At 53.3% G+C, this 19,123-nt stretch carries 21 protein-coding genes and 1 tRNA gene; 9 read left to right on the top strand and 13 right to left on the bottom strand.

Annotated elements, in window-relative coordinates:
• Positions 1–150 precede the first annotated feature (150 nt).
• A complete protein-coding gene (locus HALO_RS12910) occupies positions 151–525 on the top strand; it encodes a histone-like nucleoid-structuring protein, MvaT/MvaU family (protein WP_035579070.1) in 375 nt (124 codons plus the stop codon).
• An 89-nt stretch (positions 526–614) separates the two neighbouring features.
• Here the strand turns inward: HALO_RS12910 and HALO_RS12905 are convergent, their stop codons facing one another.
• Positions 615–1,433 (bottom strand): helix-turn-helix transcriptional regulator, encoded by an 819-nt coding sequence (locus tag HALO_RS12905; protein ID WP_231896712.1) that lies wholly within the window; start codon positions 1,431–1,433, stop codon positions 615–617.
• 387 nt (positions 1,434–1,820) lie between these two features.
• Here HALO_RS12905 and HALO_RS12900 point away from each other — a divergent pair, with 387 nt between their 5' ends.
• Complete coding sequence (locus tag HALO_RS12900; protein WP_035583345.1) at positions 1,821–2,162, top strand: hypothetical protein; 342 nt, start codon at positions 1,821–1,823, stop codon at positions 2,160–2,162.
• Between the two features lie 39 nt (positions 2,163–2,201).
• Here HALO_RS12900 and HALO_RS12895 read toward each other — a convergent pair whose 3' ends face one another.
• The 6 genes from HALO_RS12895 to pilB all read right to left on the bottom strand — a co-directional run bounded on the left by HALO_RS12895 (position 2,202) and on the right by pilB (position 7,937).
• The gene (locus HALO_RS12895; RefSeq protein ID WP_035579074.1) at positions 2,202–3,089 is read right to left on the bottom strand and encodes a DNA replication terminus site-binding protein; all 888 of its coding nucleotides are present in this window, start codon (positions 3,087–3,089) and stop codon (positions 2,202–2,204) included.
• An 11-nt stretch (positions 3,090–3,100) separates the two neighbouring features.
• On the bottom strand, positions 3,101–3,334 hold the full coding sequence (gene yacG / locus HALO_RS12890) for a DNA gyrase inhibitor YacG (protein ID WP_022523595.1): 234 nt from the start codon (positions 3,332–3,334) through the stop codon (positions 3,101–3,103).
• A 34-nt stretch (positions 3,335–3,368) separates the two neighbouring features.
• Complete coding sequence (gene coaE / locus HALO_RS12885) at positions 3,369–3,971, bottom strand: dephospho-CoA kinase (protein WP_035579076.1); 603 nt, start codon at positions 3,969–3,971, stop codon at positions 3,369–3,371.
• An 84-nt stretch (positions 3,972–4,055) separates the two neighbouring features.
• Complete coding sequence (locus HALO_RS12880; protein ID WP_035579078.1) at positions 4,056–4,901, bottom strand: prepilin peptidase; 846 nt, start codon at positions 4,899–4,901, stop codon at positions 4,056–4,058.
• Positions 4,902–4,949: 48 nt separating this feature from the next.
• The gene (locus tag HALO_RS12875; RefSeq protein ID WP_035579080.1) at positions 4,950–6,182 is read right to left on the bottom strand and encodes a type II secretion system F family protein; all 1,233 of its coding nucleotides are present in this window, start codon (positions 6,180–6,182) and stop codon (positions 4,950–4,952) included.
• A gap of 3 nt (positions 6,183–6,185) precedes the next feature.
• Positions 6,186–7,937, bottom strand: coding sequence for a type IV-A pilus assembly ATPase PilB (pilB, locus tag HALO_RS12870; protein WP_050713503.1), 1,752 nt, complete (start codon positions 7,935–7,937; stop codon positions 6,186–6,188).
• 219 nt (positions 7,938–8,156) lie between these two features.
• Here pilB and HALO_RS12865 point away from each other — a divergent pair, with 219 nt between their 5' ends.
• From HALO_RS12865 to HALO_RS12850, 4 genes are all read left to right on the top strand, one after another.
• A complete protein-coding gene (locus HALO_RS12865) occupies positions 8,157–8,651 on the top strand; it encodes a pilin (protein WP_050713502.1) in 495 nt (164 codons plus the stop codon).
• Positions 8,652–8,783: 132 nt separating this feature from the next.
• A complete protein-coding gene (locus tag HALO_RS12860) occupies positions 8,784–9,218 on the top strand; it encodes an anti-virulence regulator CigR family protein (protein ID WP_035579085.1) in 435 nt (144 codons plus the stop codon).
• Between the two features lie 94 nt (positions 9,219–9,312).
• Positions 9,313–10,134 (top strand): inositol monophosphatase family protein, encoded by an 822-nt coding sequence (locus HALO_RS12855; protein ID WP_050713501.1) that lies wholly within the window; start codon positions 9,313–9,315, stop codon positions 10,132–10,134.
• Between the two features lie 132 nt (positions 10,135–10,266).
• A tRNA-Pro gene (locus HALO_RS12850) sits at positions 10,267–10,343 on the top strand.
• Between the two features lie 198 nt (positions 10,344–10,541).
• Here the strand turns inward: HALO_RS12850 and HALO_RS12845 are convergent.
• The 5 genes from HALO_RS12845 to HALO_RS12825 all read right to left on the bottom strand — a co-directional run bounded on the left by HALO_RS12845 (position 10,542) and on the right by HALO_RS12825 (position 17,021).
• Positions 10,542–12,035, bottom strand: coding sequence for an MFS transporter (locus HALO_RS12845; protein WP_035579089.1), 1,494 nt, complete (start codon positions 12,033–12,035; stop codon positions 10,542–10,544).
• Positions 12,036–12,092: 57 nt separating this feature from the next.
• Positions 12,093–12,551 (bottom strand): universal stress protein, encoded by a 459-nt coding sequence (locus tag HALO_RS12840; RefSeq protein ID WP_035579090.1) that lies wholly within the window; start codon positions 12,549–12,551, stop codon positions 12,093–12,095.
• A 72-nt stretch (positions 12,552–12,623) separates the two neighbouring features.
• The gene (locus HALO_RS12835; RefSeq protein WP_035579093.1) at positions 12,624–14,216 is read right to left on the bottom strand and encodes an antiporter; all 1,593 of its coding nucleotides are present in this window, start codon (positions 14,214–14,216) and stop codon (positions 12,624–12,626) included.
• 238 nt (positions 14,217–14,454) lie between these two features.
• The gene (gene narL, locus HALO_RS12830; RefSeq protein ID WP_035579095.1) at positions 14,455–15,123 is read right to left on the bottom strand and encodes a two-component system response regulator NarL; all 669 of its coding nucleotides are present in this window, start codon (positions 15,121–15,123) and stop codon (positions 14,455–14,457) included.
• Positions 15,120–17,021, bottom strand: coding sequence for a type IV pili methyl-accepting chemotaxis transducer N-terminal domain-containing protein (locus tag HALO_RS12825; RefSeq protein WP_035579097.1), 1,902 nt, complete (start codon positions 17,019–17,021; stop codon positions 15,120–15,122). Before HALO_RS12825 ends, narL begins: the two co-directional genes overlap by 4 nt.
• A 176-nt stretch (positions 17,022–17,197) precedes the next feature.
• On the opposite strand from HALO_RS12825, the gene HALO_RS12820 reads away from it, so the two are divergent.
• The 3 genes from HALO_RS12820 to HALO_RS12810 all read left to right on the top strand — a co-directional run bounded on the left by HALO_RS12820 (position 17,198) and on the right by HALO_RS12810 (position 18,642).
• Positions 17,198–17,767 (top strand): hypothetical protein, encoded by a 570-nt coding sequence (locus tag HALO_RS12820; RefSeq protein ID WP_231896711.1) that lies wholly within the window; start codon positions 17,198–17,200, stop codon positions 17,765–17,767.
• Positions 17,768–17,851: 84 nt separating this feature from the next.
• Entirely contained in the window at positions 17,852–18,244 is a 393-nt protein-coding gene (locus HALO_RS12815; protein WP_035579102.1) for a hypothetical protein, read from the top strand.
• A gap of 11 nt (positions 18,245–18,255) precedes the next feature.
• Positions 18,256–18,642, top strand: a complete 387-nt coding sequence (locus tag HALO_RS12810) for a SirB2 family protein (protein ID WP_035579104.1) — start codon at positions 18,256–18,258, stop codon at positions 18,640–18,642.
• Positions 18,643–18,715: 73 nt separating this feature from the next.
• On the opposite strand, the gene HALO_RS12805 is transcribed toward HALO_RS12810, so the two are convergent.
• Complete coding sequence (locus HALO_RS12805; RefSeq protein WP_035579106.1) at positions 18,716–19,066, bottom strand: DUF488 domain-containing protein; 351 nt, start codon at positions 19,064–19,066, stop codon at positions 18,716–18,718.
• Positions 19,067–19,123 lie beyond the last annotated feature (57 nt).

Genomic DNA, 19,123 nt, shown 5'->3' with positions numbered 1-19,123 from the left:
AACTAGACTGTTGTCAGTTACTCTTTTTACAGGAATAATGTCCCTGCATTCTGAACTAGTGGGTGCAAAGGCTGTCAATCTGCACCTAAGCCAGTTGGATCTCATTCAGTTGAACCCCGTTCAGTTGGATACGATATTAAAGGAACCCCGATGTCATTACTTAACGAATATATCCAAAAAGAACAGCAGCTAAAGCAGCTTCAAGAAGATCTACAGCGCTTAGAAGGCGATCAGCGCCTAAAAAGCGAGTTGGAATTTAAGGCCAAACTTGAAGCGCTAATGACTGAGTTCGGCAAACGTCCGGGCGATGTCATTGCCTTATTAGATCCTGCTGCTGACCAGCGCAATACTAAAACCACGGCGAGTGGCAATGCCCGCCGTAAGCGTCGTCTTAAGATTTACAAAAACCCCAAGACAGGGGAAGTGATCGAAACTCGCGGTGGCAACCATAAAGGCCTGCGTAGCTGGAAAGACCAGTATGGCGATGAAACCGTCGAATCTTGGTTGGAGCGTATGGAAGACTAAGTTAGCTAAAAACCGGCATTTCTGTATAGAAATGCCGGTTTTTTATTGGTATATGCTTTAGCTATGCCTCAGTGCCGGTATCAACGCTGCTAGCTTATTAATGGGATGCGAAGTTCTAAATGATTTGCTTTCCATAATACCTGAGGTGGGTGGCCGCTAACGTGGTAAGCGTTTTGCCTGTGTAGTAGATACATGATGGTCTGCGTCAAAGCGCCATACAGATCCGCTAAAGTATCAAAGCACGTGCTTGCGTAGTAATGGGTGGGAATGTCGACCCGTCGATAGGGAACGGGCAGGGCAATATCTTGTGCATTGTCCGTCTCCGCCAGGTAAAGGCCAAAGTCGGTACGGTAAGCATGAAACGATTCATTATTAAGCGCACTAATTCTATCTGCGAGTATGTCGGGTAGTGCAATGATGGTCTTTGATAGCCGCAGGCGCGCCTGTATGCACGCTAGCTGCTTATTATGATAGCTGGCTTCCCCTAGCCCCTTAATAAGCTCGGGAGCTTTGTAGAGGCGCATTAGGATCATTTGGCGGCCATTACTTTTTTCGATACGCGTGTTAAAGCCATGACCAGGCGTCGGGTTGTGGAGAGTCGCTTTCAGTGTTTGCCGAAAGTTGCGCGGACTCAACTGGTAACGACGTTGAAACGCCCGTGAAAACGATGAGTGGTTATGATAACCACAGCGGATCGCAATTTGCGCTATATTGAGAGGAGTAAGCCCTAGCAACACCGCCGCGCGCTCCAGCCGCCTTATTTCACGATAGGCGCTAGGTGATATGTGGAAGCTTTGGCGAAATTGGCGCCGAACTTGGGAAGACGAATACCCTATGTGATTAGCAAGGTCTTCGATACCGAGCGGCTTATCCAGTGTATCCTGCAGCCAGATCTCAGCTCGTGTCATTGCGTTGAACATTATCTGGCCTCTCATGCGTGAATCGTACAGGTCGTGCTTATCTCGCCTGTAGTGCACTCTCCCAGTGCGTTAGTGTTGGTAACCTGGCTGAAAGGAATACAGTTCAGCCTACAGATGAGCGTTGAATCTCTATTCAGGCTACTTGTAGGTAATGTTGATGCTAAGCATCGATTAATAAGTTGTCGCTGACTGTGCCGTGTTTGATAAGTGTGCTTGTTACCCTTATATACCTATTGATGCTGCCTTTATGCTTGCAATTGGGTAACAAAGGCAAGTTTGCTCGCTATCTTTACGCGTTTGTGCACAGTTTTTGCCAAAAAAAGCTATATTGGCAGTCATATCGACCATTTCAAGCAAGGTGTAAATGAAACATCGATGAAATATCAAAAGGTTCAAAAGCCGGTAGATGAGCGTGAAAAGCTACGTAAGTTTCGTGAATTAGACGATGCCTTTGCGGAGGCTTTACGCCAATTAGATGACCCAGAGAGCAATTTCGATATACCGACCGGCCCACCGGTTCGCTCGCTTGCTGCATTGGAACAAGAAGATGTAGAAACCCAGCAGAAGGAGCACCAACAAGAGCAGGAGCGCATGTTCAGACAGCGTTTTGAGGCTTTGTTGAGCGAGTACGGTGTGGATCATTTGGATCTGGCCGAGCTGATTGAAACGCTACTTGGTTGTGGGCTATGGCAGCAGGATGTCGTGCCGGGTAGCTAGTTCTACTGTGTCACCCAACATCGCAGATGCGCTTCTGCGCTAACGGTAGCGATAAACTCGCAAGCTGGGCAAAAACACATCTTGCTCTAGTTTCTCGTCTCGTCGTCGTGCCCGTGTGCGGGTGGTGGGGGGCTCTTGTGCAGGTAGGTTAATATGGGGCAGCCGTTGGTTATTGTCAGGCACAAAGATCGGCATGGCGGCGTTCAATGCCCGTCGTGTATGCCCATCATCAAGTGGCTCGGTAAAAAACAGGTTAGCCCGCATTAGCGGGGCCTGAGTTTGTACCTGAGCGAGTGCTTCGTCGCTTGGTATGCCAGCGAGTTTGCGTAGCTGAATACGAATATGCGGCGCATCGGTATCAAGCTGCAAAAGCTTATGTTCAGCCTCTTGCACGGACAGGCGTTTAATAGAGCGACCGCTGCTGTACCAAGCAAAACGAACCCGTGAAACAGGCGCCTGTGCGATAGGTAACTGCCGCCAGCTCTGTTTAAGGTGCAAGCGGGCAAGCCCATTGCGGCGTAACACTTCATCAACGTGAGGATGGCGTTGAGGCAAACGGCTTTTGGCATCGCTAAGTGCCTGTGGGAATGCCTGTTTAATATGCTGCAGTAGCTCGCTAAAGCTGGCTTTGGCTTGATTAACGGCGCCTATTGCCTTTAGCAGTTCGTCATTAGCAGCCACTACGGCAATATAATTGCGTGTCTCACGGCCATCTTGATCCTGCTCATGCCACATATCGAACAGGGCTTTACGCAGCCAGTCGCTAGACGGTTTCGTTTGATGAAAGACCCACGTAGCCAATGGCTGCTGTTCATATAGCAAGACAGCGGTTTCAATGGTTTCAAGTAGATGATCAAACTGCTGCTCTAATTGAAGCAGCAGTTGATAGGCCGAAGGCGATGATGGATTAACGTGTTTATCGGCCATAGTCAGTGCCTTTAGGTGAGCGGTGCATCCTTGTCGGCCTGCGCCAGCAGTGTTTCTATATCGGCTTCATCCATTGCGGATTCGCCCGATATGCGGTGCGACTCATCTGCCCAGGCGCCCAAATCTAACAGTTGGCAGCGCTTGCTGCAGAATGGTCGATAAGTGCTTTCTGGTAACCAGGGCACGCGCTTAGCGCACTGCGGGCAATTAACTTCTAGCGGGGAATCGTTTGCAGGGCGAGCCATAAAAAACTCCAATTGCGTTAACAAGCGCGATATTTCAGTAGTTGAGCTGTCGACGGTAACTTTTATCAAGCAGTGCCACTTGTTTCATCATGCTGGCGTGGTCACCGCTGTTATCTATCACGTCATCTGCCTTTGCTAGCCGTTGTTCGCGGGAAAGTTGGGCGGCGAGAATAGCACGCACCTGGCTTTCACTCACCCCATCACGCTGCTGGGTTCTGGATAATTGTAGCGCTTGTGGCACGTCGACAACCACTGCACGATTAACTAGCGCATTTTGTCCCGACTCAAACAGTAATGGTGACACAAGCAGCGCATAGGGTGCGCCCTGGGTTTTAAGTCGCTCTAAATGCTGCAATAGTCGCTGCCTTATTTCGGGGTGTGTGACAGATTCTAGCCACTCCCGCTGTGCTGGATCGTTAAAAATAATCTCGCGTAGGGCGGCACGATTAAGGGTGCCATCCTCATGCATAACCCGATCACCGAAGCGTTTTTTAATGGCTAATAGTGCCGGTTCCCCAGGTAAGACTATCTCCCTGGCGACATCGTCGGCATCGACCCAGGCGGCGCCTAGTGTTTCGAAGGCGCGTGCAACGGTCGATTTACCCGACCCAATGCCACCCGTTAATCCGATAATCATCTGCTGCCTCGCTTAGCTAACTTTTACATAGCTAAATTTTATATAGCTGAGTTTTTATATAGTTGAGCTTCACATCGCTTATATTTACATAAGCAGGCTGAGATATAGCACCATTATTTCATCACCGACTAGCAACGCAACCCAGCCCGCGAGGGCAAGAAAAGGACCAAAGGGAAACGGTGTGCCGCGCAAGCGTGGTGAACAGGCTTGGGCAACCAGTCCAACAATGGCCCCAAGGCCTGCGGAAAGTAGCAAAATCAGCGGTAAAAAACTCCATCCCAGCCAGGCGCCTAGCGCTGCTAGGAGCTTAAAGTCGCCATAGCCCATTCCCTCTTTGCCGGTGACCAGTTTGAATAGCCAATAAAAACTCCACAGTGAAAGATAGCCTACCATTGCGCCGATAACGGCACTCTGTAGCATAAGTGGCTGGAAGAGGAGCTGAAACAGTAACCCTGCCCAAAGTAAGGGGAGGGTGATGACATCGGGCAGTAGCTGGGTGCGAAAGTCGATCACGGCGAGCACTAACAGCATCAGGCAGGCGCCATAAACGAAGACTGATTCTGCAGAAAGCCCGTGGAGCGCTAGCACTGCCATGGCCAGTAAGCCACCGGCTATTTCTACCAGCGGGTATTGAATGCTAATAGGCGTTTGGCACGCAGCACAGCGCCCGCGGCGCTTTATCCAGCCGATCAGCGGTAGGTTGTCGTGCCATGCTATAGGGGTTTCGCAGCGTGGGCACATGGAGCCAGGCGTAGTCAAATTAAAGCGTGGTGAGTGTTCGGCGCTAAGCTCAAGTGCTTCGCGGGCTTCGTTACGCCAGCCGCGCATCAGCATCACCGGCAGGCGCGTAATCACCACATTTAGAAAACTGCCCAGGCATAGTCCCATCAATAAAACGATTAACCACAGAATAAACGGAGGGTGATGCATGGAGCTCCTTAGGCTTCTTGAAATTAGCGTTGTTTAAGCATTTGACGCTTAGAGGGCAGAGCCCAAGTCGAAGATGGGTAAATACATAGAGACAACCACACCGCCGACGAGTACTCCAAGTACCACAATAATAACCGGTTCCATCAGCGAGGTGAGGGCATCGACTTTATTGTCGACTTCTTCTTCGTAATAATCAGCCACGCGATTGAGCATGGCATCAAGCGACCCCGCTTCTTCACCGATGCTGACCATTTGAACCGCTAAGGGGGGGAAGCGGTTGGTCATCCGCATGGCGAAGTGTAGCTGTTGCCCGGTGGCTACGTCCTGGCGCGTTTGTATTACTGCGCGCTCGTAAACTTTATTGCCTGTGGCGCCCGCGGCGGTGTCTAAGCCTTCAACGAGCGGTACGCCGGAGGCAAAGGTGGTCGCTAACGTGCGCGAAAAACGGGCGATGGCAGATTTATGCATGATATCGCCAATGATCGGTAACCGAAGCAGCAGTGCGTGCATCCGGTAGGCGACATTAGGTGAGCGCTGAATACTTAGTGTGAGCAGAAGCCCAGCGGCAACCACTGCGACGAGCGCTGCTAGCCAATAATGCTGGGCAAGCTCGGATAAATTCACGGTCATCTGGGTCAATGCAGGCAGTTCAGCGCCAAAACTTTGGAACATACTTTCAAATTCAGGTACCACTTTGATTAACAGCAGCATGGTCACTGCAATACCGATCGTCATAACGGCGGTGGGATACCAAAGTGCTTTCTTGACCCGCGCCTTCAGCGACTCAACCTTCTCTTTATAGGTCGCAATACGATCAAGCATCTGATCCAGCGCACCCGACTGTTCGCCAGCGTCGACAAGGTTAACAAACAGCCGATCAAACTGCTTTGGGTGGCGGCGCAAGGCGTCAGAGAAGCTTGAGCCCGACGAGACATCGCTCATCATATGCTGAACCAGGGCGACCATGGCGGGCTTTTTGAGACTCTCAGCCACCACCTGAAGCGCCTGCAGTAAGGGAATGCTCGCGCGAATCATAGTGGCCATTTGGCGCGCAAAGACCATGACATCGTTGGGATTAATGCGACCGCTGCCACCCAGGGTGCCCTTTTTACTAATCCGGCGGATAACAATACCCTGCTTGGTTAGCTCAGCGGCTACTTCAGCTTTACTGCGGCCAATCATCTCTCCGCTTAGCGGCCTATTCCGCGGGCCTTTACCACTCCATTTCCAGCGTACTAGCTTGATGGCGGGCGTTTGGCGACGACGTGCCGTTTTAGCCATGCCTTACTCCTTGCTTACTCGGTTAACCTCTTCCAGGCTGGTAATACCCTGCATGACTTTTAATAACCCGCTGCGGTGAAGGCTTGGATAGCCCTCCTTGCGCGCCTGTTGGTCAATATCGAGTGCATTGGCATCACGCATAATCAACTGGCGCATCGCTTCCGTAATGGGTACTACCTCATAAATACCAATGCGGCCTTTGTAGCCTTGGGTGCAGCGTTTGCAACCGACCGGTTTGTAAGTAGTCGACTGGTGGAGCTCTGCGMTGCTAAAGCCTTCTTTACGCAGCGCTTCGTGGGGAATCTCAATGGGCTCTTTGCAGTATGTACATAGTTTGCGCGCCAGCCGTTGAGCAATAATCAAACTTACGGCGCTGGCAATGTTAAACGAGGAGACGCCCATATTAGCCAGTCGCGTCAGTGTTTCTGCCGCGGAGTTAGTATGTACCGTGGAGAGCACCAAGTGTCCTGTCTGGGCTGCTTTAACGGCAATTTCGGCTGTCTCAAGGTCGCGAATCTCCCCGACCATGACTACATCAGGATCTTGGCGCAGAAACGCTCTGAGCGCGCTGGCAAAATCGAGGCCGATTTTAGGTAATACGCTCACCTGGTTGATGCCGGCGACTTTGATCTCAACCGGATCTTCGGCGGTGCATATATTGCGCTCAACTTTATTAAGAATATTAATGCCGGTATACAGCGAAACGGTCTTGCCGCTACCGGTGGGGCCGGTGACCAGGATCATGCCTTGGGGCTGTTTTAGCGCTCGTTCATAATGGCCACGCTGTTCGTCGGTGAAGCCTAATTGCTCAATACCCAGCTGCGCTGTGGTGGGGTCTAAAATCCGCAGCACCAGCTTTTCGCCATAGACGGTAGGCAGTGAGTTAACCCGGAAATCCAGCGAGCGGGTGCGGGAAAGCTTAATTTTTATCGTTCCATCCTGGGGTAAGCGGCGCTCGGCAATATCGAGGTGCGCCATGATTTTCAGACGGGCCGCGATACGGTTGCGCATGGCGAAGGGAGGCCGAGCCACTTCTGTTAGCATACCGTCAACACGGAAACGCACCCGGTAGAGTGTTTCGTAGGACTCGAAATGGATATCGGAGGCGCCCCGGCGGATAGCGTCCAACAGAATCTTATTCACAAATTTGACGATAGGCGCGTCGTCGCTATTTTGGGAAGACTCTTCCAGCAGCGGGGCCTCGCTACCGTCGTTATTCTGAACAATGCTCAACGAGCTAACCACATCATCAATATCGTCGAGCTCATCCAACATGCCGCGCTCGTTTTGCGCCAGGTAGCTATTGAGGGCGACGGTGATTTGATCAACGGGCGCAAGGATGCCCTCAACGCCAAGGCCCGTGGCAATCTGCAATTCATCCAGTTGCGTCAACGTGGCCGGGTAGGGTACCGCGACCGTGAGTCGATGACCGTGCCGTGCTAAAGGCAGAACGTTAAGGCTCTGCAGCACTTTGGTGGGGTAGTCAGAGGCCGGGGGCAGGGCGGCAAGCCGCACAGTCTCCAAGTCAATGACCGGCAACCCATACTCCCAGCCTGCGGCCAGTGTGGCTTTTATAGGGTCGACCAGTCCACTTTCGATAACATGCTGAAGTAGCGAGATTTCCAAATCCGACGCGGTTGTTTCTGCCGTGGCGGCCTGTGCGCCGGTCAGCAAGTCGTGCTTAACCAAGCGCTGGGCAATGCCGCGCAGGCCGCCACGCGCGGCGGCGTGACTTAACGAGGGGGGCTGGCTCATCCAAAAAACCTGTTTCACATCAATGTAGGCATGTTGCTTGTACTATAAACCAGCGTTTACAGGCATTAAATGGCTAATCCGGCCAAGCCGATAAAGTTAATAGTGTGCGTTGAAAAAATAGTTAGCGTAAGCTAATGTAATTGCAATTATTTGTAATTCTTTTGAAGGATTACAGCTCCTTATAAAGGCTTATCTTTTCCTCACTCAGGAGATGCCTTCATGCCGAATGCTGCACAACCTATTACACATAACGCCAAACAAGGCGGCTTCACGTTGATTGAGTTGCTGATCGTTATCGCTATTATTGGCGTTCTATCGGCTGTGGCTGTGCCGCAGTATCAGTCTTATATCCAGCGGGCTGAAGCGACATCAGCATATTCCACCTTAAAATCTTTACAAACAGGATTTGATGCTGCGGTGGCTTCGGGGGTGAATCCTTCTACCGAATTTCAAACAGGGGATGGAGACAATGCGTTCATAGACTATGTCGGTTTTAATGAAGATGATCTGACTGGTGGAAATACCGTCACTTATTCAGACTTAAATACCAATGCTCCTACAATTACCTTCAATTTTGGATCAATAGGGGACGCTGCATCTGGTGAGGATAGCGCATCAAACACAATGTCACTAAGTAGAAATGCGAGCAGCGGAAGCTGGACCTGTGACGCAACTATTTCTGACAATATCCTTCCGCGCGGCTGCCAAGACTAAACCGATTCAGACTACAGTCGACAAGTTTTCTTTTACTTTTCAGCCGCTCTTTGGAGCGACTGTTTTATTTCCATACTTCCTCCGCATTTGTTCTTTACACTGAAATCTCTGACCTTAAGCGAGGAGCTTACAGTGAACCCTATCAAACTGATTGCCATGAGTGCGCTTGGCGCGCTGCTACTCAATAGCGCTGCCTTTGCCCAGCCTGACCATGCCCCGGCCCACGGTGCCCGTGATAAGGGGCAGCACCAGCAGCATGAGTCTAACCGACCTAGCCAATCCCGCGATGAGCGAGTCGATCTGCCACGTATCAACGAGCGTGAGCTACGCCAACTGCTGCGTCGGCATGACGCACCGCGAGCCGAATCGTTGCCGCCAGGTATTCAGCGCAACCTTGAGCGTGGCAAACCCTTACCCCCGGGTATCGCCAAGCGATTTGATGGCCAGTTAGCGTCTCAATTGCCGCACTACCCAGGCTATGAGTGGGAGCGTGTTGGTGCCGATGTGGTACTAATTGAAGCCGCCACGCGCATCGTGGTAGATGTGTTAGTAGACGTATTGCGCTAACTCCTGCCCCCGGAAGTCGGTTTGACTCGAAAATTACATCTCGGCGGCTTATGGTAGAGGCTCACAGCATCATCGCGTTCAAAAGGGAGATTCAATGAGCGMCCACACACTAGCCGCACGTCTTGAAATTACTATCGCTATTGCCGAAGAAGCCGGGCAGATGATCATCAAGGCGCGGGAGCAGCAGGACTTTGCCCAGCGCTTAAAAAAGGATAATGAGCTGGTCACCGATGTGGATGTGGCCGTGGATAAGCTTATTAGTCAGCGCCTGGAGGAGCACTTCCCGGGTGAAGCGCGGCTGAGTGAAGAGCTTGCCCCAGAGAGCGCTTTACATGAAGCGGCGCCGAAGCTGTGGGTGGTAGATCCTATTGATGGCACGGTTAATTTTGCCCAAGGGCTGCGCCATGTAGCGGTCTCCATTGGCTGGATGGAAGAGGGTGTTGCCAAGGTGGGCGTTGTGCATGCGCCGTTTTTAGGCGAAACTTTTAGCGCAGCCGAAGGGACAGGAGCTTTCTGCAACGGTAAAGCCATACAGCCCAGTAGTGCAGACTCACTGGCCCACACCTTGGTAGGTACGGGGTTTCCCTATCGTAAAGAGGAGCGTAAGCACCTTTTGAAGCGGTTGGAAGCCGTGTTATTTGAGTGCCAAGATGTTCGTCGTAATGGCGCTGCAGCGCTCGATTTGTGCGATGTGGCCTGTGGACGCCTAGATGCGTACTACGAAAGTGTTTCGCCCTGGGATTTTGTTGCAGGCTGGGTTATTGCACGGGAAGCCGGCGCGCGAGTAGGGCACTTATACCCTGTGCCCCCAGCGGTACCAGAAGACCTTTATCCGGATCATTTAATCGTAACGGCCCCCGGCGTATATGACGCCATGGCCTATCTGTTGCTTGAGGCTGATCAACGCAAGCCCTAAAGGCTGGCGAGATTTATAGCGGTGTGTGACAAATACTTGAAAAGAAAGCGCTATAAGGGCTTTTCATTTATCTAAGAAACCGCTAGTATACGCACCGTCTTGAGGCAAAGATGTAGCGGCTAATAAAGACAGCGGAGCGTGGCGCAGCTTGGTAGCGCGTTGCAATGGGGTTGCAAAGGTCGCAGGTTCGAATCCTGTCGCTCCGACCAAAGATTATTAAAAACCGCCGATTTGGGTAAAACCAATCGGCGGTTTTTTGTTTGAGATAAAACTGGCTTACGATTTCAGCCACTTCAGCTTATTCTTAGTCGCATTAGCAAAGACTGACCTCTCCATTTTCGTCATTAAACATCCTCCAGGCCTAAGCGACCTGGAGTGTGTCTGTTATTTACAGATGGCCTGAGCACTCAGGGCTTGGCATTCTGTAGGGCTTGCTCTTCGATGTCTCTATCGACTGAAGAGACGTAGTATTCGTCATCGAAAGCGCCTTCTGGCTCCTTGAGCCACACTAGGCAGATAACCCAACTGATGAAGGCGCCGGTCGCGATGATGTAGAAGAACTGCGACGGTGTGACAAACGTAAAGATGGTTAGGTAAACCACCGCGCCAACATTACCGTAAGCACCGGCCATGCCCGAGATTTGCCCAGTGATGCGGCGCTTGATGGAGGGAATGATACCGAAGGTTGCCCCCTCAGCCCCTTGCACGAAAATCGAGGTGCCGATGGTTACCGCAATGGCCAGAATGAGTGGCCAACTCGAATTTAGCATGGCCATCAGCAAGAACCCCACGCTAATGCCAAACATGTAGCACAGCATCACAAAGCGCCTGTTACCCATGCGGTCGGAAACCATGCCGCCCATGGGGCGCGCCACCAGATTGACGAACGCGAATGACGCAGCGATCAGGCCGGCCGTAGCGGCATTCAGGCCCCAGGTCTCCTCAAAGAACATGGGCAGCATCGATACCACTGCTAGCTCAGCGCCGAAGTTGGCAAAATAGGTGCTGTTAAGCGCCGCCACACTGTTGAACGAGTATTTATCATCTTCGGGTACCCCCTTACGCAGGATTGGCAGGTTGACCCGCAGGATCTGTACGATCTGATAAATAACGATCGCCACAATGACGAGATAGGCGATGACCGCACCGGTGATTGATAGATAGCCCATATACTGAATACGCCAAACCAGGATAGCGAGTACGCCGACCAGTGGAACCGTCCAGATGATCAGCTTGATCATATCGCCCCAGGAGCTCACTTCCATGGCAGCGGATTTGCGTGGCTTCCTGTGAGCCTGGGCATCCGGGCCATCGGTAATCGCGAACCAGTAGTAAACGCCGTAAGCGGCCATAACAATAGCGCTCTGGGCGATTGCCCAGCGCCAGCCATCGGGGCCGCCGTACATGCTCAGGGCGATGGTTGGCAGCGACATGGCGGCTACGGCGGAGCCGAAGTTACCCCAACCAGCGTAGAAGCCTTCGGCGAAGCCGATGTCCTTAGGCTTGAACCACAGCGCCGTCATGTGGATACCGACCACGAAGCTGGCGCCAATCGAGCTCAGTACCAGGCGCGCCACCAGCAGCTGCGTCATGCTGTTACCGAAAGCAAACGCCAGCGCCGGTAGCGACATAGTGACCATGAGCACCGAGAACACCCGTCGCGGGCCGAACCGATCCAGTGCCATGCCAACGATGATGCGCGCGGGAATGGTCAGGGCGACGTTGCAGATGGCGAACAGCTTGAGATCATCTGTGGTCAGCCAGTCGACGCTCTTGAGCATGCTCGACGCGAGCGGCGCCATGTTGAACCACACGTAAAAGGTAATAAAGAAGGCAATCCAGGTCAGGTGCAAGGCCCGGATCTCGGGGCTGCGAAACTTGAATACAGCGGAAACTTTCATGGTCGTATCGTCCTGTGTCCCAAAGGTGGTCTTTACCAAAGGAGGGGTAGGGGCTGCTCAAGGGCTGGGTAGGATCAATAAGGGACATTCGGCGCGCCGGGCCAGGAATGAGCTGACGCTGCCGAAAGTCATGTAATCGAGTTCATCGACGAAATAAGTCAATGACTTGGCGATGATGCCGCCGTCCGGTTGATGGCTATGGCGGGCAATCACCAGTAGGTCTGGCGAGAGTTTGCGAGTGGCCTGCAGCAACATCTTGCGCGCATCCCCATCGGCGAGAAGCTGCTCGGCTTGGAAGCCCTCGCCGATGGCGAATGCCACACCCTCTTGAAGGTGCTGTTTAACCTCATCGTGCTCCTGCTGGAAAAGCGCCTCGTTGTTATCGGTAGCGTCGAGTGGGTTCTCCACCACGCCGACCAGTACCAGCAATGGTTGGTTACAGCGGAACATAGTGACGACCTGAGCGAGAGCCAGTTTGGCGTTTCGCGAACCGTCATAGGCGATCATGATTTTCATGGTGTCCTCCCGCAGTGGGGTAGGGGGTGAAGACCCGGAGCTTGGCTCCGGGCGTAAAGAAGCAAGCCCTATTTAGGGGTTCTTAACGTAGGCACCTTTGCGTAGGTAGAACCACCAGTTGATGGCCAAGCAGATGGCGTAGAAGACCGCAAAGCCGTACATGGCAAGTTCCGGTGTACCGGCCTGGATTTGCTCACCCATTACCCGCGGGGCGATGAAGGCGCCATAGGCAGCGACGGCTGAGGTCCAGCCAAGTACCGGGCCTTTCTGCTGCTGGTCGAAAATCACGCCGATGCTGCGGAAGGTAGAGCCGTTGCCGATACCACTGGCGGCGAATAACACGATGAATAGCAGCAGGAATAGCCAGAAGAATTGATTGGGATCGGTGGCGTTATAGGCCTGCATCATCACGTAGCCGGTGGCGATAGAGGCGACCACCATGACCGCAGAGATTATTTGGGTGACGATGGAGCCACCCACTTTGTCGGAAATCCATCCGCCCAGCGGACGGATCAGGGCGCCCACGAAGGGGCCTATCCAGGCCCAGGTTAAAGCGCTGGGCGCCTCTGGGTTGGCCACGCGAATCAGCGTACCGTCTGCTGTGGCTTCCATCATGTTGCCGAAGATGACGTTGATGGAGAGCGGCAGGGCTGCAGAGAAGCCGATAAAGGAGCCGAAGGTCAGAATGTAGAGGATGGTCATTGACCAAGTGTGCTTATTGGAAAATATCGCGAACTGCTTCTGGATATTAGGCTTGATGTCGCCAGGAATCAGGCGCAACAACACCAGAGCCAGAACAATGGTTAGCGGCAGGGCAACCCACATATTAAGCCAGCTGAGAGCCAGCATGCCGACGATGGCAGTTACCATGCCGACGCCGTAGAGGCCTAATATTTTGCTGAAAGCCGCCAGCGGCGAACCAGGGTTGGGTGTAATAGTGCGAAGATTGTTCATACCGAACCAACCGGCGAACGCTAATGGAACCAGGAATACAAGCCAGATAAAGCCAGCATTCTGGATCCAGGTATCGGTACCTGCTTCGATCCGGCCGATCAACGTACCGCTAGCGCTTTGCAATTCCATCGGCGAACCGGCTATAGCGCCGAAAATGCCGACGGTCATTACCAGCGGGATGACAATTTGCATGGTAGTGACGCCGAAATTACCGAGGCCAGCATTCATGCCCAGGGCGTAACCTTGCTGTTTGCTGGGATAAAAGGTGGAAATGTTGCTCATCGAGCAAGCGAAGTTACCACCGCCGATACCGGAAAGTAGCGCTAAAGCCTGGAATGCCCAGAACGGCGTGTCTGGGTTCATCAAGGCGATACCAGTACCGGCAGCGGGGATCATCAATAGCGCGGTGGTCAGGAAGATGGTGTTACGCCCGCCAGCGATGCGGATCATGAACGATGCTGGGATGCGCAGTGTGGCACCTGCTAGACCGGCAAGCGCCGTCAGGGAAAATAGCTGGTTAACCGTGAACGAAAAACCCAGGTTCTGCATCTGGGTGGTAATCATTCCCCACATCATCCAGACAGCGAATCCCATCAGCAGACTGGGAATGGATATCCATAGATTGCGGTTGGCAATGTGCTTGCCTTCCTGTTCCCAGAATTGGGCGTCTTCGACATCCCACTTTTCAATGTCGGTATTTCTCTTACTCATGGCGATTTCCCCTTGGCATCAAACCTATCTGCATCTAGCAGTTAGAAAGCAAGATACGCTTGAGGAAGAAGTTGGGGAATAGGTGTAAATGGCAGTAAAATCAGCGACATACCTCTTGAGAGGTAGTCGCTGAAAAGCCTGGATTCGTTGATTTTAAAGAGAAAAAATCGGGCGGGGGTAAAGGCGGGTCAGGGCAGAAGTACTCTGTGAGTCTTTGGAGGTAACCACACAGAACCGACTAGCGCTCGATACCTTCCTGGACTGCCCAGACGGCGGCTTCGACACGTGAGCGTAGGTTGAGCTTTTTGAGTAGGTGCTTGACGTGAACCTTGACCGTGCCTTCGGTAATATCCAGCTTGCGCGCGATGAGCTTGTTGGAGAGTCCGCCAGCAAGCTGTTGCAGAATTTCACGTTCACGCTGCGTTAGGCTATGAATGTCGGGAGTGGTGGGCGCATTGCGCTGATTACGCAGGGCTTCAGCGAGTAGGGCGGTCAGGCTTTCGCTGATGACCATGCGCCCCAAAGCAGCCTGACGCAGCTGGCGAACCATGTCTTCAGGCTCCATATCCTTAAGCAGGTAACCGTCGGCACCGTTGCGCAGTGCCGCGACCACATCATCCTCATGGTCAGAAACAGTGAACATCACCACACGTCCGCTATAGTTAGCTTCCCGAAGGCGGCGTAACGCTTCTAATCCATTGACGCCCGGCATGTTTAAATCCAGTAGAACCAAGTCAGGCTCAAGTTTGAGAGCCAGTGCAATGCCTTCTTCCGGGTCGCCCGTCTCGCCAACTAATTCAAGGTCGTCTTCTAGCTCAAGCAGCTGTATCACGCCACGCCGTAGTAGCGGGTGGTCATCGATAATCATCAGACTGGCGGGTGTATCGTTGGCGGTGGTCAGCGTCATTTAGAGGTCTCTATGCCTAAGTGAGAGTTGGAAGCGGCCGGAGCAGGCTGCTGCTGAATTAAGCGGGCGGTCAATGGCGTAAACACAATCTCAACACCGGTTCCCCCCGTGGGGCGATTGGCGATGCTCAGCTCCCCATTCAGAGTGGTGGTTCGGTCACGAATGATCACCAAACCGTAGTGCATCGGCGGCGAACTGTCGTCTTCCAGGCCGATGCCGTCATCCTCAATACGCACCAGCAGGCGAGCATCGGCGAAGCGCACAGTGACCCCGGCCCAGTGGGCCTGGGCGTGCTTGTGGGTATTGGCCAGCGCCTCGCGAATGATCTGCAGCACGTGTATCTCTTCATTGGGGTTAAGTAGGTAAGGCGGCACATCGTAGTCAAGCTCGACCGTTACCCCCATGCGCTGACTGAACTCCTCGACGGTCTGGCGCAAGGCAAATTGCAGCCCCGGCCCCTCAAGTTTGAGTCGGAAAGTGGTGAGTAGCTCACGCAGTTGACGATAGGCGCTGTTCAACCCGGTACGCAGTTCATCGAATACCGCGGACTGCGCCTCGCGGGTTGCCTCTTTTTGCTGCATGCGTTCGAGTCGGGCGACCTGCATCTTGAGATAAGAGAGTGACTGAGCCAAGGAGTCGTGCAGTTCGCGCGCAATAATGGTTCGCTCATTGATCAGCGTTACGTGTTGCTGCTCCTCGATACGCCGCTGTAGGTACACCGCCGTGGCAAGCTGGTCGGCTAACATGGTGAGCAACCGCCGAGTGCTATCGTTGAGGCGCTCCTGGGGATACCACACTTCCAGGGTACCTAGCAGCGTATCGCCTACGCTAATCGGTAGCAGTAAGCACTGTGACTGGTTGTTGGACACCATCTCCAAGGGGCGAGGATCGATCAGGCAGGCGTGACACTCCTGGTCACGGCAATACTCTGGTCGGGTACGCGAGTGGGTTTCTAATACCGGCATTTCCCGTTGATCGAAAGGGTCGTTTAGGGAAAGCCGTATCGGCCCGATATCCAGCAGCTTTTCCAATTCGCGCAACATGGGCGCTGCGCTGGAACAGAGGTCGTTACCGCCCCCATACAGCGAGCGGCTGGCATCGTGCATTACCTGCAGCGCCTGATTGCTGCGCTCAAGCTCCTGCTTCTTGCGCGATACCTTGTCTTCCAATGCGGCGTAGCTTGTTGCCAGCTCGGTAGACATCTTGTTAAAGGTGTGGCCTAACGATGCCAACTCGTCGCTGCCGCGGAGCTGTGAACGTGGCTTGAAGTTACGCTGCGCCGCCTCGCGGGCAAGTACCATCAGCTGGCGCAGCGGCACTACCAGATTATGGCGAACATCGTAGAGGGCGATCGAGACCACAATTGCGATCAGTACCAAAAAGAGCAACTGCATCATGCCCAGCAGCCGCACCTTGGCCTCGGTGCTCTGTTCCAAATACGTTACTAGCACTTCAATGTCATTGACCATCGCCACGATCATCACTTCTAGCGTATCCAGATCAAGCTCTGCGGCTGTGGAAGGAACCTGTAGTGCCGGGCGAAGCGTGTGTTGCCAGTAGGTTTGAAGCTTTTCCAATTGACGGCGACGCTCATGTCGATCATCGGCGGGGATCGTTTGTTGTAACGTTGTGCCATGCAAACGCTGATCGAAGCGCGTTATCAGACCTTCGAGCTGTTCTTCACTTGCCTCTGCAGGGGAATACTCCAGGCGCTGCAAGGCCCCCATGATCTGATAAGCATTCATGCGTAATGAGCCAGCGACATTGATCGCGGCCGCATCGCCACGGCTGCTGTTAGACATTGCCATGGTTAGAGTGATGCTGATGAGGGCCATACCGCTAATGGCAAGCAGGGACGCAATGATGCGAGCAACCAGGGAACGTTGAAGTAATTTCATGCTTGTTCCGATAGCGCGTTAGAGGTAGGAGAGTGTGGCACTGTCTGCATCTTGATACGAGGGCTATTCCTTTGTGGTTAGCCGACCTACCTCCGATGCTTTTTGACCTACACCCGGTATTTACCGACAATTCTGGCATGTCTTCCGATGTCTTTATACCTTCGCTGGGAAACGCCATGCCGTCATCTGTGCCGCCTCCAGCGTTGGAGACATCAACACAGCCAGTCAATGGTTATCAGTTGCTGGTGGCTATGCTGCTAATGCCTTTGGCAAGCGCTTTAGCAGTGGCTAGCTGGACACTTTATGCCTTGCTCGCAAAACAACCCCTCTATGTGCTGGTGCCGTTGAGTAGCGGTGCACTGCTCGCATGGCCGTCTTGGTGTATTGCCAGGCGAGGCGACACCTGTCGCTTGATGCAGTGGCTATTGCTGGGGCTAGCGCTGGCGCTGGGTGGGTTTGGGATGGCTAGCCAGCCCTGGGAGTTTTTATTGGTGGGGTCTGGTCTTGGGTTGGGAGGTGCGGTGATTACCACTGGCATTGCCCACGCCAAAGGCTGGATGCCTGGTCGATGGGCGCTTCTTTTTGTCGCCCTTTTTCTGGCTTTAGCGGCGGGGGTAGGGCTTTCCCTTCGGATGGCCCCCCTGGTAGTTCAAGCCTATGGTTGGCGTGCAGCGCCACTTAGCCTGCTGATCCCTCTATTCATGGTAATGCTGCTGCTGTGGCTTTTCGTAGAGTCACCCGAGTAACGTCGCCTATTAGTCTCACCTGTTCATTCTTACCTACTCTCTCTCACCTTCTGATTCTAAACCACTAGCGATAAGGCCCATTTTATGACCATAGCGACGTTTGCCGATTTACTGCAGGAAGCACGTAAACAACCTAAGTCCCAGCGACTGCTGTTTGTGTTCGTTCGCGCAGAGCTGCCTGATTTCCCTGATGCTGACCAGCGTCTTCGCTTCGAACAGGGTGAAGGGGGTGTGTTGGTGCCTGTGGTATGCGTAGATAAGTCGACGGAGGAATTGACCAGCATGGCGGCGTTGGTCGAAGAATCACGCCGTACCGAGATCGAATGGGATCTAGTTTTCACAGCTGCCATGGACGACCCAAAAGATGACGCTGAGGTTGAACGGCAGCTCCAGCGTATGATGGAGTCGCTGCAAATGGGTAATATCACCGCCTATCTTGCCTTCGACCATCACGGCAATGCGGTTAACGTCGGCTAGGGACGGTTACCATGGAGCACTATTTCCTCATCAAGCACCTGCACATGACGGCCGCTGCGCTGAGCATCACGCTCTTCGTAGTGCGCGCCTGGTGGTCGGTGCAGGAAAGCCCGCGGCTCAACGCCCGTTGGGTCAAGGTATTGCCTCACCTCATCGATACGGCTTTGCTGGGGTTGGGGGTGACTTTAATGGTATTGCTTTCTGTATGGCCCTGGCAGCTTCCCTGGCTTGGCGCCAAGTTACTGGCGCTGCTGGCCTATATCGGTATTGGCACCATTGCGATTAAGCGCGGGGCGAAGCCAACGGTGCGAGCCCTAGCCGCGGTAGTGGCGGTGGCTATCTTTGCCTATATGGTGGGGGCCGCTGTTCGCCACAGTCCTCTCTCCTGGTTGGCCTGAGACGCGGTTATTTTGGGCGTTTACTCCTTTCTTTAGTGAGCGCTATGACTTCTCTAGGCATGGGTCGGGCCGATTATTTCAACATGTTCAAGTATTGGCGCAGCACCTCGGCATTGTTATGGCGCTCTTCCTTAGAGGCGAACACCAGCGTGAGTTGCTCTTTCCTGGCACGCTGTGCAAGGTCACGCAGGGACTCGCGATAGGGCGTTAACTCTTTGAGATAGCGTCGGCGGAAGTCATTCCAGTTGAGTGAGCCATTATGAAATGCTTTGCGAAGTTCGCTGCTCGGTGCGATCTCCTTGCGCCACTCATCGATTTTGGCTTCTTCCTTGGACACACCGCGCGGCCAGATCCCGTCGACTAGGACACGATAACCATCCTTGCTGTGAGGTGAGTCGTAGGCACGTTTTAATTCGATTTTCATAGCCACCTCCGTATTACCTTGGTTTCTCTTTAAGGCTAGTAAAGTTGAGCAGGGGGT

Source organism: Halomonas sp. R57-5, assembly GCF_900070345.1.
Classification (GTDB): domain Bacteria; phylum Pseudomonadota; class Gammaproteobacteria; order Pseudomonadales; family Halomonadaceae; genus Vreelandella; species Vreelandella ventosae_B.
The sequence above is the reverse complement of the archived record's forward strand: the minus strand, read 5'-3'. Positions and strand labels throughout refer to the sequence as shown.

What these genes read in the sequence shown, in the direction of transcription:
- HALO_RS12825 (WP_035579097.1), bottom strand. Translation starts at nt 17,021, where the DNA reads ATGAAATTACTTCAACGTTCCCTGGTTGCTCGCATCATTGCGTCCCTG.
- HALO_RS12905 (WP_231896712.1), bottom strand. Translation starts at nt 1,433, where the DNA reads ATGACACGAGCTGAGATCTGGCTGCAGGATACACTGGATAAGCCGCTC.
- HALO_RS12815 (WP_035579102.1), top strand. Translation starts at nt 17,852, where the DNA reads ATGACCATAGCGACGTTTGCCGATTTACTGCAGGAAGCACGTAAACAA.
- HALO_RS12900 (WP_035583345.1), top strand. Translation starts at nt 1,821, where the DNA reads ATGAAATATCAAAAGGTTCAAAAGCCGGTAGATGAGCGTGAAAAGCTA.
- HALO_RS12895 (WP_035579074.1), bottom strand. Translation starts at nt 3,089, where the DNA reads ATGGCCGATAAACACGTTAATCCATCATCGCCTTCGGCCTATCAACTG.
- HALO_RS12880 (WP_035579078.1), bottom strand. Translation starts at nt 4,901, where the DNA reads ATGCATCACCCTCCGTTTATTCTGTGGTTAATCGTTTTATTGATGGGA.
- HALO_RS12910 (WP_035579070.1), top strand. Translation starts at nt 151, where the DNA reads ATGTCATTACTTAACGAATATATCCAAAAAGAACAGCAGCTAAAGCAG.
- HALO_RS12875 (WP_035579080.1), bottom strand. Translation starts at nt 6,182, where the DNA reads ATGGCTAAAACGGCACGTCGTCGCCAAACGCCCGCCATCAAGCTAGTA.
- HALO_RS12805 (WP_035579106.1), bottom strand. Translation starts at nt 19,066, where the DNA reads ATGAAAATCGAATTAAAACGTGCCTACGACTCACCTCACAGCAAGGAT.
- coaE (WP_035579076.1), bottom strand. Translation starts at nt 3,971, where the DNA reads ATGATTATCGGATTAACGGGTGGCATTGGGTCGGGTAAATCGACCGTT.
- HALO_RS12835 (WP_035579093.1), bottom strand. Translation starts at nt 14,216, where the DNA reads ATGAGTAAGAGAAATACCGACATTGAAAAGTGGGATGTCGAAGACGCC.
- HALO_RS12810 (WP_035579104.1), top strand. Translation starts at nt 18,256, where the DNA reads ATGGAGCACTATTTCCTCATCAAGCACCTGCACATGACGGCCGCTGCG.
- HALO_RS12820 (WP_231896711.1), top strand. Translation starts at nt 17,198, where the DNA reads ATGCCGTCATCTGTGCCGCCTCCAGCGTTGGAGACATCAACACAGCCA.
- narL (WP_035579095.1), bottom strand. Translation starts at nt 15,123, where the DNA reads ATGACGCTGACCACCGCCAACGATACACCCGCCAGTCTGATGATTATC.
- HALO_RS12865 (WP_050713502.1), top strand. Translation starts at nt 8,157, where the DNA reads ATGCCGAATGCTGCACAACCTATTACACATAACGCCAAACAAGGCGGC.
- HALO_RS12845 (WP_035579089.1), bottom strand. Translation starts at nt 12,035, where the DNA reads ATGAAAGTTTCCGCTGTATTCAAGTTTCGCAGCCCCGAGATCCGGGCC.
- HALO_RS12840 (WP_035579090.1), bottom strand. Translation starts at nt 12,551, where the DNA reads ATGAAAATCATGATCGCCTATGACGGTTCGCGAAACGCCAAACTGGCT.
- yacG (WP_022523595.1), bottom strand. Translation starts at nt 3,334, where the DNA reads ATGGCTCGCCCTGCAAACGATTCCCCGCTAGAAGTTAATTGCCCGCAG.